The following is a 12,687-nucleotide window of genomic DNA, read 5'->3' as shown; positions in this document are numbered from 1 at the left end:
GCGTTACCCTAGAATTCGCATGGCCCGTGTCAACCCTTCCAGCGTCATCGGCATCATGCGGTTTTCAAAAATCTGCTGCACCATGCCGATGGACTGGGTATAAGGCCAATGCGTTTCCGGCACCGGGTTCAGCCAGATATGATCGGGCCATGTGTCACAGGCGCGTTGCAGCCAGACATGACCGGCTTCGTCGTTCCAGTGTTCGTTTGCTCCGCCCGGCACCGCGATTTCATAGGGCGACATCGACGCGTCCCCAACAAAGATGCATTTGTAATCGCGGCCAAATCGGTTCAGAATATCCCAAGTCGGGATTTGGTCGGTCCAGCGGCGATTGTTGTTTTTCCAAACGCCTTCATACAGGCAGTTGTGGAAATAAAAATGTTCCATATGTTTGAATTCAGCCCGCGCGGCGCTGAACAATTCATCGACCACGCGGATATGGTCATCCATCGACCCGCCCACATCCAGAAACAGCAACACCTTCACCGCGTTTCGGCGTTCGGGGCGGGTTTTTACGTCGATATAGCCGTGATCGGCCGTGGCGCGGATGGTTTCGGGCAAATCCAATTCATCGGCGGCGCCATGCCGCGCCCAACTGCGCAGGCGTTTCAACGCGACCTTGATATTCCGCGTGCCCAATTCGACATTATCGTCGAAATCCCGAAATTCGCGTTTATCCCACACCTTGACCGCGCGCCGGTGGCGGGATTCGTGCTGGCCAATGCGCACGCCTTCGGGGTTATAGCCATAGGCGCCAAAGGGCGACGTCCCCGCCGTGCCAATCCATTTATTCCCGCCCTGATGGCGGCCCTGCTGTTCGGCCAGCCGTTCGCGCAATTTGCGCATAAGCTCTTCGAAACTGCCGGACCCCTGAATGGCGGCCTTTTCGTCGTCCGTCAGGAATTTTTCGGCCATTTTGCGAAGCCATTCTTCGGGAATGGCCTGTTCATGCACCAAATCCTGAACCGAAACCGTCTCTAGCCCCGAAAAGGTTTCCCCAAACGCCCGGTCGAAACGGTCGATATGGCGTTCATCTTTGACCAGACACAGCCGCGCAAAGGCATAGAAATCATCGACCGACAGCCCCGTGACCCCGGCCTGCATCCCCCCCATCAGGTCCAGCCATTCGCGCAGCGACACCGGCACGCCCTGACGACGCAGATTGTCCAGAAAGGGCAGGAACATCAGACCGACATCCGGTGAATGATGATCGTGGCAAACAGGCCCAGAACGGCAAAGATCAGCGCAAACACCGCCGCATATTGCGCCCGGTCCCAGCGGTTCCCGCCCAGCCGTCCGGCGCGCGTCCAGCCCAGCAACAGCCCGATAATGGTGGCGGCGATAACGATCATGTCGGTCCTTCCTGTTGATCTTTTACGCCAGCAGATAGACCGTGTTCACCACAGCCGCAACCGGCCGACGATTCGCGCCCCCTTAACACACAGGTTTATGATGGCCCAGCTTGATCACATCCGCCAGCAGATCCAACAGCAGACCACGGTTCCGCAGGCGCAGGCGGTTGCGGCGCTGATGGCGGACAATGCGCCCGACGCGGCGGCGCGGGATGCCATTGCGCGGGCTGCGGCGGATTTGGTCAGCGCCATTCGTCACGACCGCAAACCCGGCATGATGGAGGTCTTTCTGGCCGAATACGGGCTGTCCACCGACGAAGGCGTCGCGCTGATGTGTCTGGCCGAGGCGCTGTTACGCGTCCCCGACGCCGCCACCATGGACGACCTGATCGAAGATAAAATCGCGCCATCCGAATGGGGGCACCATTTGGGCAAATCGTCATCGTCGCTGGTCAATGCGTCCACCTGGGCTTTGATGCTGACGGGGCGGGTGCTGCGCGGGGATGAAACGCCCGGCATTGCGGGGCATCTGCGCAACGCCATGCGGCGGCTGGGGGAACCCGTGATCCGCACCGCCGTTCACCGGGCGATGCGCGAAATGGGCCAGCAATTTGTTCTGGGCGAAACCGTGGCAACCGCGATCCGGCGCGGGCGTGCGATGGTGCGGCGCGGCTATACCTACAGCTATGATATGCTGGGCGAGGCGGCGCGGACCGACCATGACGCCCGCGCCTATCTGGCGGCCTATGAAGGCGCGATCACCGCCCTTGCGTCCGAGGCCATGCAGGACGACATCCGCGACAATCCCGGCATTTCGATCAAGCTGTCGGCGCTGCACCCCCGATACGAAGAAGCACAGCGCGACCGCGTCATGGCCGAACTGGTGCCGGTGGTGCTGCGTCTCTGCCGTCAGGCCAAGGCCGCGAAAATGGGCCTGAATATCGACGCGGAAGAGGCTGACCGGCTGGACATCTCGCTGGACGTGATTCAGGCGGTGCTGTCGGATGCGTCTCTGGCGGGGTGGGATGGGTTCGGCGTGGTGGTGCAGGCCTATGGCAAACGTGCGGCGGGGGTCATTGGCTGGCTGGACGCCTTGGCGCAGGATTTGGACCGCCGCATCATGGTGCGTCTGGTCAAAGGCGCCTATTGGGACACCGAGGTGAAACGCGCCCAAGTCGATGGCCTGCCGGGGTTTCCGGTCTGGACCCATAAATCCGCGACCGATGTGGCGTGGATTTGCTGCGCGCAGAAACTGCTGGACAGCCCGCGCATTTATCCGCAATTCGCCACCCATAACGCCCATTCCGTCGCGACGATCCTGCATCTGGCGGGCGCGCGGCGCGATTTCGAATTTCAGCGCCTGCATGGCATGGGCGAGGCGTTGCACGACATCACCCGCGACCGTCACGGCACGCGCTGCCGCATCTATGCCCCCGTGGGCGCGCATGAAGATTTGCTGGCCTATCTGGTGCGGCGGCTGCTGGAAAACGGCGCGAATTCCAGCTTTGTGAACCGGATTGTCGATGAAACGATCCCCCCGGATCAGGTCGCGCCCGATCCCTTTGCGCAATGGCTGGCGGTGCAGGATCAGCCGCCTGCGGGGCTGTGCGCGCCATCGGACCTGTTCCCTGACCGCGCCAATTCGCAGGGCTTTGATCTGCGCGACCGCGCCACGATTGCGGCACTGGATGCGGCGCGCCAACCCTATCTGACGGCGAGATGGGACGCGCAGCCCATTCTGGCGCAGCCGCGTGACGACGACCGCGCCGCGCATCCGGTCATCAACCCCGCGCGCCCGGATGATCAGCCGGGGCAAGTGGCCTGGGCCACGCCGGGCGATGTCGCCGCCGCTCTGGACCACGCGGCCATCTGGGACGCCGCGCCGCAAACGCGCGCCGAGGCGCTGAACCGCGCCGCCGATCTGCTGGAACACAACCACGCCGAACTTTTTGCCCTGCTGACGCGCGAGGCGGGCAAGACCATGCCCGACGCCGTGGCCGAACTGCGCGAAGCGGTTGATTTCCTGCGCTATTACGCGGGCTTTGCGTCGGGCGATGCGCCGCGCGGGGTGATCACCTGCATTTCACCGTGGAATTTCCCTCTGGCGATTTTCGTTGGTCAGATCGCGGCGGCTTTGGCGGCGGGCAATGCGGTGCTGGCCAAGCCTGCGGAAACCACCGGCCTGATTGCGCATCTGGCCACGCGGCTGCTGCATCAGGCGGGGGTGCCGGTCACGGCGCTGCAATTGCTGCCCGGCGCAGGGCAGGATGTGGGGACGGCGCTGTGTTCGGACGCCCGGATCGCGGGGGTGTGCTTTACCGGCAGCCTGCCGACGGCGCAGGCGATCAACCGCGCCATGGCCGACCACCTGGCCCCCGACGCGCCGCTGATTGCCGAAACCGGCGGGATGAACGCGATGATCGTGGACAGCACCGCGCTGCCCGAACAGGCCGTGCGCGATATTGTCGCCAGTGCGTTTCAATCGGCGGGGCAACGCTGTTCGGCGCTGCGGGTGCTCTATGTGCAGCATGACATTGCCGATAAGGTGCTGGATATGCTGATCGGCGCGATGCAGGAATTGCGTCTGGGCGATCCGTGGCAATGGGACACCGATATCGGGCCGGTGATTTCCGCGCAGGCGCAGGGCGGGATTCACGACTATGTCGCCGCCGCGCGCAACAAAGGCACCGTGCTGCACCGGCTGGTCGCCCCGGCCCGTGGCCATTTCACCGCCCCCACCATCATCGAGGTCGGCAGCATCCACGACATCCCGACCGAGATTTTCGGCCCCGTCCTGCATGTCGCCCGTTTCCACGCGCATGAACTGGATCAGGTGATGGCCGATATCAACGCACGCGGCTTTGGCCTGACGGCGGGGCTGCATACGCGGATCGACGACCGGGTGCAGCATGTGAACACGGTGCTGCGGGTGGGCAATCTGTATGTGAACCGCAACCAGATTGGCGCGGTCGTGGGCAGCCAACCCTTTGGCGGCGAAGGGCTGTCGGGGACCGGACCCAAGGCCGGCGGGCCGCATTACGTCGCCCGGTTCCGCGCCGCGCCGGTCACGCGCAGCGATGCCGCCATGGGCGAGGCCGACGCCGCCACCGTGCAGGCACAACTGGATCAGGCGCTGACCGATGATCGCGCGATTCTGGATCGCTCGGTTCTGCCGGGGCCTACGGGCGAACTGAACCGCCTGACCCTGCATCCGCGCGGCACGGTGCTGTGCCTTGGCCCGGACACCGCAGCGCAGGCACAACAGGCCGCGACCCGAGGCTGCGCCTCCGTTCAGGTCAGCGGCCATCTGAACGCCGACGCCTTGGCACGGCTGTCGGGCATGGCCGTGGTGGTCTATGACGGCCCAGACGATCAGGCGCGGCGCTATCGTCAGGCTCTGGCAGGCCGTGACGGCGCGATTATCCCCTTGGTTTCGCAGGCGCATCTGCGCGATTATGCCGTAATTGAACGGCATCTGTGCGTGGATGTGACCGCATCGGGGGGGAACGCGGCGCTGCTCGCCGGGGTCGATGAATGACAGCGGGTGATTACGATTATATCGTCATCGGGGCGGGATCGGCGGGCTGTGTGCTGGCAAACCGCCTGTCCACGGACCCCCGCAATCGCGTGCTGTTGTTAGAGGCCGGAGGCAGCGACAACCGGTTTTGGGTGCATGTGCCGGTGGGGTATTTGTATGCCATGGGCGACCCGACGCTGGACTGGTGTTATCAGACGGAATCTGAGCCGGGCCTGAACGGGCGGCGGCTGAATTACCCGCGCGGGCGCGTCTTGGGCGGCTGTTCGTCGATCAACGGCATGATCTATATGCGCGGGCAGGCGGCGGATTACGACCGCTGGCGTCAGATGGGCAATCCCGGCTGGGGCTGGGATGATGTGCTGCCGCTGTTTCGGCGGTCGGAACGCCATTACGAACCCGCCAGCGATCTGCACGGCGATGCGGGCGAATTGATCGTCGCACGGCAGCGGCTGAACTGGCCTATTCTGGACGCCGTGGCCGAGGCGGCGCAGGAACTGGGCCTGCCCGCCTGCGCCGATTTCAACGCGGGCGACAATCTGGGCGTGGGCTATTTCCCGGTGACTCAGCGTGGTGGCTTGCGGTGGAACGCGCGCAAGGCGTTTCTGAACCCCGCCCGCAAACGCCCCAATCTGCGGATCCTGACCCATGCGCAGGTCAGCCGGCTGATGCTGGACGGGCGGCGCGTCACCGGCGTGGCCTTTACGCAAAACGGCCAGCCCATGACGGCGCGCGCGGGGCTGGTGATCCTGTCGGCGGGTGCGATCAATTCACCCGCGCTGTTGGAACTGTCGGGCATCGGGCAGGGCGACCGCCTGCGCGATTTGGGGATCAACGTCGCCCATCACCTGCCCGGAGTCGGTGAAAACCTGCAAGATCACCTGCAATTGCGCACCGTCTATCAGATCACCGGCGCGCGCACGCTGAACGACCGCGCGCGGAGTTGGTGGGGCAGGGCGGGGATTGCCGCCGAATATGCATGGCGGCGGTCGGGGCCAATGTCGATGGCGCCCAGCCAGTTGGGGATTTTCGCCAAATCATCCGACGCGTTCGATACCGCCAACATCGAATATCATGTGCAACCGCTGTCGCTGGATAAGTTCGGCGATCCTCTGCATGGCTTTCCGGGGTTGACGGTGTCGGTCTGCAACCTGCGCCCTGACAGCCGCGGCCACAGCCATATCACCAGCCCGGACCCGACCCGCGCACCCGCGATTGCGCCGCGTTATCTGTCCACCGACAGCGACTGTCAGGTGGCGATTGACAGCCTGCGCCACGCACGCCGCCTGATGGCCACCCGCCGGATGGCGGGTTTTTCCCCGGTCGAGGTGAAACCCGGCGCGCATCTGACCAGTGACACGGAACTGGCGCAGGCGGCGGGCGATGTCGGCACGACGATCTTTCACCCGGTCGGGACCACGAAGATGGGGACCGACCCCATGGCCGTAGTGGACCCCGAACTGCGCGTGCATGGGCTGGAGGGCATGCGCATCGCGGATGCCGGGATCATGCCCGCGATTGTGTCGGGCAACACCCACGCCCCCGTGACCATGATCGCCGAAAAGGCCGCGCAAATGATTTTGGCCGCGCGTTAGGGCTTTTCCCGGCGGTCAGCTTACGCTAATACCGCCCGAGTCGGGGCGTAGCGCAGCCTGGTAGCGCGACGGTTTTGGGTACCGTAGGTCGGAGGTTCGAATCCTCTCGCCCCGACCATCACCTAGCTGGTTTTCACCCGCCCACTTTTACAGCTTTGTTCGCGCGCGGCCTGCCTCAGCTTGGCGGCCAATAAATCTGACATCGCCGGGGACAGTGCGACATCGCGTTCGATCACCTCGGACGCGTGCTGAAGCGACCAGCCCATATATTCCAGCCACGGCTTCCAGCGGGCGCATTGCTGTTGTCCCGCGCGCGTCATACAGGCGCAGTCCCGACCGGACGGCATACGGGCGCAGTCCCGACCGGACGGCATACGGGCCGGGCGTTCTTGGGGACTATGACCGCATTTTGCGGCGCAGGCGGTCATCATCGACCGATTGCGCGCGGTGATCACGCGCCGCCAAAAATGATCGATTTCGATCATTATGCGCGGTTTCGGTCATAATTCGGTCACAGTTGCCTGTTATCCGATGCGCAACAACCGGCGTGGTGGGATCATGGACAACCTTCAGAGCAACGGCATCAATCAGCGGCATCAGCAGATCCTGGACCGGCTGCGGCGGGATGGGTTTGCCGATATTCACGCGCTGCAAACCGCGTTGGATGTGTCCACAGCCACCATCCGCCGCGACCTGACGGAACTGGAAGCCTGCGGCCAACTGCGCCGCACGCGCGGCGGCGCGATTGTCATGGGGCAGGTCACGCAGGGCAGCCCGACGGCGGTTCGCGATCTGGCGATGCGCGCGGAAAAAGCGCGGATCGGGCGCGCAACCGCCGCTATGATTGACGATGGCGATGCTGTGTTCATTTCCGCTGGCACCACGGCATTTCAGGCCGCGCGGCTGCTGGCTGCGAACAAAACGCTGCGTTTCATCACCAATGGGCTGGATACGGCGGCACTGCTGACGGATGCGGGTGCGCCGCATGTGCATATGATCGGCGGGCAGTTAGCCCCGATCAACCGGTCGTTTATCGGCCCGCAGGCGATTGATCAGTTGCGCGCCTTTAACGTCGATAAGGCGCTGTTGAACATCGCCGCGATTGATCTGGACCGGCAGGCGATCTGCATGGTGGACCCGGATATGGCGGCGACGACGCGGGCGATGATCGAAATCGCTCAGACCAGCATTCTGACCGCCGATCACACGAAATTCACGCGCAAGGCCATGACGCTGGTCACCGGCCTTGACGCCATCGACATCATTGTCACCGACACTGATACACGCCCCCTGACCGCCGATCTGCCTGACCCTATCGCGCAGAGGTTCGTGTTCTGCTGAGACCACCCCAACCCAAAACCGGAGACGACCATGACCAAAACCAACCGCTTGGCCCTGTGGGCCGGTGCCTCGCTGATCGCGCTGTCGGGTGCGGCCGCGGCGAACACCACGATTGACATGTATTACCCGATTGCCGTTGGCGGCCCGCTGACGCAGGTGATTGACGGCTATGTCGCGCAGTTCATGGAACAGAACCCCGACATCACGGTGAACGCGATTTATTCGGGCAGCTATATCGACACGACGACCAAGGCGCTGACCACGGCCAAAGGTGGCAACCCGCCCGCGCTGGCCGTGCTGCTGGCCACCGACATCTTTACCCTGCTGGACGAAGACGTGATCGCGCCCATCGACAGCTTTGTGACCACGGCCGAAGATCAGGCGTGGCTGGATGGCTTTATGCCCGCCTATATGGCCAGTGCGACGGTGGACGACCATGTCTGGGGCATCCCGTTCCAGCGGTCCACGGCGGTGATGTATTGGAACAAAGACGCCTTCGCCGAGGTCGGTCTGGACCCCGAAACGCCCCCGACCACCTGGGACGAACTGCGCGATTACGCCGAAAAGCTGACCACGGGTGACGGGTCGCGTTACGGCATCGGGATTCCGGGCAATAACGGGTCGAACCAGTGGATGTTTGGCGCCATGACCGCGCAAAACGATGTGCGCCTGATGAACAACGACGGCACCGAAACCTATCTGACCGATCCGCGTGTGGTCGAGACGCTGCAATACTGGGTCGATCTGGAACGCGCCGGCATCCACCCGCCCGGTATTCTGGAATGGGGGACCACGGCGCAGTCGTTCATGGATGGGCAGCTTGCGATGATCTGGTCCACGACCGGCAACCTGACCAATCTGCGCAACAATGCGACGATCAATTTCGGTCTGGCCCCCATGCCGGGCAATCCGAACCCGGCATCGGTGCTGGGCGGCGGCAATCTGTATATCTTTTCCGACGCGCCGGAAGATCAGCAAAAAGCCGCGTTCGAGCTGATCAAATTCATGACCAGCGATGAGATTCTGGCCGATTGGGGCATCCAGACCGGCTATGTCGCGCCGCGTGACGGGTCGTGGGACACCCCCGAACTGCAAGCCTATGTGGCCGAGGTTCCCGCGGCCGAGGTTGCCCGCAAACAGATCCCCGTGTCGGTGCCGGAATGGTCCACCTATGAAAACGGGCGCACCACGCGCGTTCTGAATGACGCCGTGGCCGCCGCGCTGACGGGTCAGAAAACCGCCGAACAGGCGCTGACCGACGCGCAGGCCGAACTGGACCGCATCCTGCGCCCCTATCGCTGATTCAACCGGGCGGCGCGTTTTGTGCCGCCCCTTTACCCACAGGGGCCGCCCTTATGCTGATTGCGCATCTGTCTGATTTTCATGTCTTTTCTGATGTCAAAGAAACCGCACCGGTCCGCGATGACGCCGCCAATGCGGCCCGCGCGGTTGTGCGCGCCGTGGTCGATCACACGCCGGATCTGGTGCTGATTTCGGGCGATCTGGCCGATGGCGGCAGCCCCGCCGATTATGCGCTGATCCGCGATATTCTGGCCCCTCTGACCATGCCGGTTCTGGCGGTTCCCGGCAATCACGATCACCGCGACCATTTCATCGCCGCGTTTGCGGATATGATCCGCTTTGACGGCGGGTTCGCGCAGTTTGACCGGATCATCAAGGGCTTGCGTGTCATCGGGCTGGACACGATGATCCCCGGCGATGTGCGCGGCGAATTATGCGATGCGCGGCTGGACTGGCTGGAACAGCGGCTGGCGCAGCCCCATGACGGCCCCACCTGTCTGATGATGCACCATCCCGTCTTTCCGACCGGCCTTGCCGATATGGATGGCAGCCTGATCCGGGGCGCGGATCGTCTGGCCGCGCTGATCCGGCATCGCGATCTGTATATCATCGCGGGCCATGTGCATCGCCCCGTGCAAACGCTGTGGCAGGGCCATCTTTGCGCCATCGGCGGAGGCCCCGCCTTTCAGCATGTGCTGGATTTCGACCACGCGCCCGGTTTCGTGACCGAGCCATATGTTTTCTACCTGCACCGCCTGTTGCCCTGCGGCAGCGTGACCATTCACCCCTGCCATGATGCAGGCATTCGGACCTGACCCATGATTCACGGCCTTCCTCTGACGCTGAACCATATCCGCAAATCCTTTGGCGGCACCACGGTTCTGCATGATGTGAACATCACCATGCCCGCCGGTAAGTTCACGGCGCTGCTGGGGCCGTCGGGCTGCGGCAAATCCACGCTGCTGCGGCTGATTGCGGGATTTGACAGCCCCGATTCCGGCCAGATTCTGCTGGATGGGCGCGATATTGTCACGCTGGCCCCGGCGGAACGCAATGTGTCGATGGTGTTTCAGAACTATGCCCTGTTTCCGCATCTGAGCGTGGCGCAGAACATCCTGTTTGGTCTGGCCGTGCGCCGCACCCCCGCCGCGGAACAGGACCGGATTCTGGGGCAGGTCGCGCCGATGGTGGGGTTGGACACATTGCTGGACCGCAAACCGGGGCAGCTGTCGGGCGGCCAGCAACAGCGCGTCGCACTGGCACGCGCGATTGTGTCGGAACGCCCGGTCTGCCTGATGGATGAACCGCTGTCCAATCTGGACGCGAAACTGCGCGCGGAAATGCGGGTCGAAATTCGCGCCCTGCAACAGCGGCTGGGCCTGACGATGGTCTATGTCACCCATGATCAGGTCGAAGCGATGACCATGGCCGACCGCATCGTCGTGATGAATGGCGGGCATGTCGATCAGATCGCCACGCCGCGCGAACTCTATGAACGGCCCGCGACGGTGTTTGTGGCGCGCTTTATCGGCACGCCGCCGATGAACCTGATTGATGCGGCGGATCTGTCGGGCTTTGATCCCAAAACGCAAATCGGCATCCGCCCCGAAGATATGCGCCTGTCTGCTGATGGCACGCCCGCGCGTGTCACCGGTGTTGAATATCTGGGCGCCGATCAGTTGGTCACCGCCCAGATCGGTGCCAGCCGGGTGATTTTGCGGATGCCCGCGCGTCTGGGACCGCCGCCCAGCGATGCCTGTGTCACGTGGGACACGGGCGCGCAGCATCTGTTTGACACCGCCACCGGCAAGCGCCTGCCCGACACCGCGCCTGCGCGCGTTTACGCATAAGGGGGCGGCGATGACGATTGAAAAACGCGAATGGATTTATGGCTGGCTGCTGTTGTTGCCCGCCATGGTCCTGTTGCTGACCTTTACCCATCTGCCCGCGATCAACACGCTGATTGACAGTTTCTGGTCCACGCCGCGCGGGCGCCGCCCGTCGGAATTCGTGGGCATCGACAATTACGCCACCCTGATCGCCGACCCGGTGTTTCGCAAAGCGATGTGGAACAACCTGATTTACGCCGTCGTGACGATCCCGGCATCCATCGGGCTGGCCTTGGCCATGGCCTTGGCGGTCTATCGCCCGTTCAGCGGATCGGCGCTGATGCGCATGGCCTATTTCACGCCCACGGTTTTGCCACTGGTCGCGGTCGCGAATATCTGGGTGTTTTTCTATCTGCCGGGGATGGGTCTGTTTGATCAGATCATGGGCTGGTTTGGCATCGGGCCGACGAACCTTTTGGGTCAGCCTCGGTCCGCGCTTTATGCGGTGATGGCGGTGACGGTCTGGAAAGAGGCCGGGTTCTTTATGATCTTTTACCTTGCCGCGCTGCAATCCATCCCCACCAGCCTGCGCGAAGCCGCCGCGTTAGAAGGCTGCGGCCGCATCACCTTTCTGCGCCGCGTGGTCTGGCCGCTGATCATGCCCACGACGCTGTTTATTTCCGTCAATGCGGTGATTAACGCGTTCCGTCTGGTGGACCATATCTTTGTCATGACAAAGGGCGGGCCGGATAACGCATCCACCCTGCTGCTGTATTACATCTACGAAGTCGGATTCCGCTATTGGGATACCGCCTATGCCGCGACGCTGACCGTGGTTCTGGTCGCCATTCTGGCGCTGATCGGGATTGGCCAGTTCTTTCTGATGGACAAACGGGTGCATTACAAATGAAGCTGGACATTCTGTTGATGCGCGCCGGCGCATGGTTGCTGGCCGCGATCTGGATTTTGCCGCTGGCTTATGCGGTGTGGTCGGCCTTTCACCCGCCGATGTATTCGACCCGCTTTGTCTGGGATGCGCCGCTGACGCTGGATAATTTCGTCCGGGCGTGGGACGCCGCGCCATTCGGACGGTATTTTCTGAACACCATCCTGCTGGTGACGATGATTTTGTCGATCCAGCTGGTGTTATGCACGCTGGCCGCGTTTGCCTTTGCCCGGCTGCGGTTCCCGATGAAGGGGTTTCTGTTTGCGCTGGTTCTGCTGCAACTGACGATTATGCCGGACATCTTGCTGGTTCAGAATTACCGCACCATTTACAACCTTGGCTTTCTGGACACGATCTTTGCCATCGGGCTGCCTTATTTTGCGTCGGCCTTTGCCATGTTCCTGCTGCGTCAGACCTTTATGACCATCCCCAAAGAGCTGGACGAGGCCGCGCGTCTGGAAGGCTGTTCCCTGTTGGGGTTGCTGTGGCGTGTCTATGTGCCGCTGGCGAAACCGACCTTTCTGGCCTTTGGGCTGGTGTCGGTCAGCAGTCATTGGAACAACTTTCTGTGGCCGCTGATTATCACCAATTCGGTGCAACGCGCCCGCTGACCGTTGGCCTGTCGGTCTTTGCCACGGCCGAAAGCGGCACCGACTGGGCGATCATCAACGCCGCAACATTGTTATCCACGGCACCGCTGTTGATCGCCTTTTTGATCTTTCAGCGCCAGTTTGTGCAAAGCTTCATGCGCGCGGGCATCAAATGACCCGCAACGGAACCGTTGACA

10 protein-coding genes, 1 tRNA gene and 1 pseudogene are annotated in these 12,687 nt (G+C 62.8%); 9 read left to right on the top strand and 3 right to left on the bottom strand.

The window, feature by feature from the left end:
* Positions 1-3: 3 nt before the first annotated feature.
* Both Q4G20_RS02555 and Q4G20_RS02550 read right to left on the bottom strand, forming a co-directional pair.
* Complete coding sequence (locus tag Q4G20_RS02555) at positions 4-1,185, bottom strand: VWA domain-containing protein (protein ID WP_303341764.1); 1,182 nt, start codon at positions 1,183-1,185, stop codon at positions 4-6.
* Entirely contained in the window at positions 1,185-1,352 is a 168-nt protein-coding gene (locus tag Q4G20_RS02550) for a hypothetical protein (protein ID WP_303341763.1), read from the bottom strand. Before Q4G20_RS02550 ends, Q4G20_RS02555 begins: the two co-directional genes overlap by 1 nt.
* 100 nt (positions 1,353-1,452) lie before the next feature.
* On the opposite strand from Q4G20_RS02550, the gene putA reads away from it, so the two are divergent.
* From putA to Q4G20_RS02535, 3 genes are all read left to right on the top strand, one after another.
* Entirely contained in the window at positions 1,453-4,890 is a 3,438-nt protein-coding gene (gene putA, locus Q4G20_RS02545) for a bifunctional proline dehydrogenase/L-glutamate gamma-semialdehyde dehydrogenase PutA (RefSeq protein WP_303341762.1), read from the top strand.
* Positions 4,887-6,482, top strand: a complete 1,596-nt coding sequence (locus tag Q4G20_RS02540; RefSeq protein ID WP_303341761.1) for a GMC family oxidoreductase — start codon at positions 4,887-4,889, stop codon at positions 6,480-6,482. Before putA ends, Q4G20_RS02540 begins: the two co-directional genes overlap by 4 nt.
* A gap of 41 nt (positions 6,483-6,523) precedes the next feature.
* Positions 6,524-6,600 (top strand) — tRNA-Pro (locus Q4G20_RS02535).
* 4 nt (positions 6,601-6,604) lie between these two features.
* Here Q4G20_RS02535 and Q4G20_RS02530 read toward each other — a convergent pair.
* Entirely contained in the window at positions 6,605-6,967 is a 363-nt protein-coding gene (locus Q4G20_RS02530; protein ID WP_303341760.1) for a hypothetical protein, read from the bottom strand.
* Positions 6,968-7,040: 73 nt separating this feature from the next.
* On the opposite strand from Q4G20_RS02530, the gene Q4G20_RS02525 reads away from it, so the two are divergent.
* From Q4G20_RS02525 to Q4G20_RS02500, 6 genes and pseudogenes are all read left to right on the top strand, one after another.
* On the top strand, positions 7,041-7,823 hold the full coding sequence (locus Q4G20_RS02525; RefSeq protein WP_303341759.1) for a DeoR/GlpR family DNA-binding transcription regulator: 783 nt from the start codon (positions 7,041-7,043) through the stop codon (positions 7,821-7,823).
* Between the two features lie 30 nt (positions 7,824-7,853).
* Complete coding sequence (locus tag Q4G20_RS02520) at positions 7,854-9,125, top strand: ABC transporter substrate-binding protein (RefSeq protein WP_303341758.1); 1,272 nt, start codon at positions 7,854-7,856, stop codon at positions 9,123-9,125.
* A 53-nt stretch (positions 9,126-9,178) separates the two neighbouring features.
* Positions 9,179-9,940 carry a metallophosphoesterase gene (locus tag Q4G20_RS02515; RefSeq protein ID WP_303341757.1) on the top strand — a complete coding sequence of 254 codons (762 nt, stop codon included), beginning with the start codon at positions 9,179-9,181 and terminating at the stop codon, positions 9,938-9,940.
* Between the two features lie 3 nt (positions 9,941-9,943).
* On the top strand, positions 9,944-10,975 hold the full coding sequence (locus Q4G20_RS02510) for an ABC transporter ATP-binding protein (RefSeq protein ID WP_303341756.1): 1,032 nt from the start codon (positions 9,944-9,946) through the stop codon (positions 10,973-10,975).
* Between the two features lie 10 nt (positions 10,976-10,985).
* The gene (locus tag Q4G20_RS02505) at positions 10,986-11,864 is read left to right on the top strand and encodes a carbohydrate ABC transporter permease (RefSeq protein ID WP_303341755.1); all 879 of its coding nucleotides are present in this window, start codon (positions 10,986-10,988) and stop codon (positions 11,862-11,864) included.
* A pseudogene (locus Q4G20_RS02500) lies at positions 11,861-12,666 on the top strand (carbohydrate ABC transporter permease). Before Q4G20_RS02505 ends, Q4G20_RS02500 begins: the two are co-directional and overlap by 4 nt.
* The last annotated feature ends 21 nt before the right edge of the window (positions 12,667-12,687 follow it).

It is taken from the genome of Paracoccus sp. (in: a-proteobacteria) (assembly GCF_030538495.1).
Taxonomy (GTDB): domain Bacteria; phylum Pseudomonadota; class Alphaproteobacteria; order Rhodobacterales; family Rhodobacteraceae; genus Paracoccus.
The sequence above is the reverse complement of the archived record's forward strand: the minus strand, read 5'-3'. Positions and strand labels throughout refer to the sequence as shown.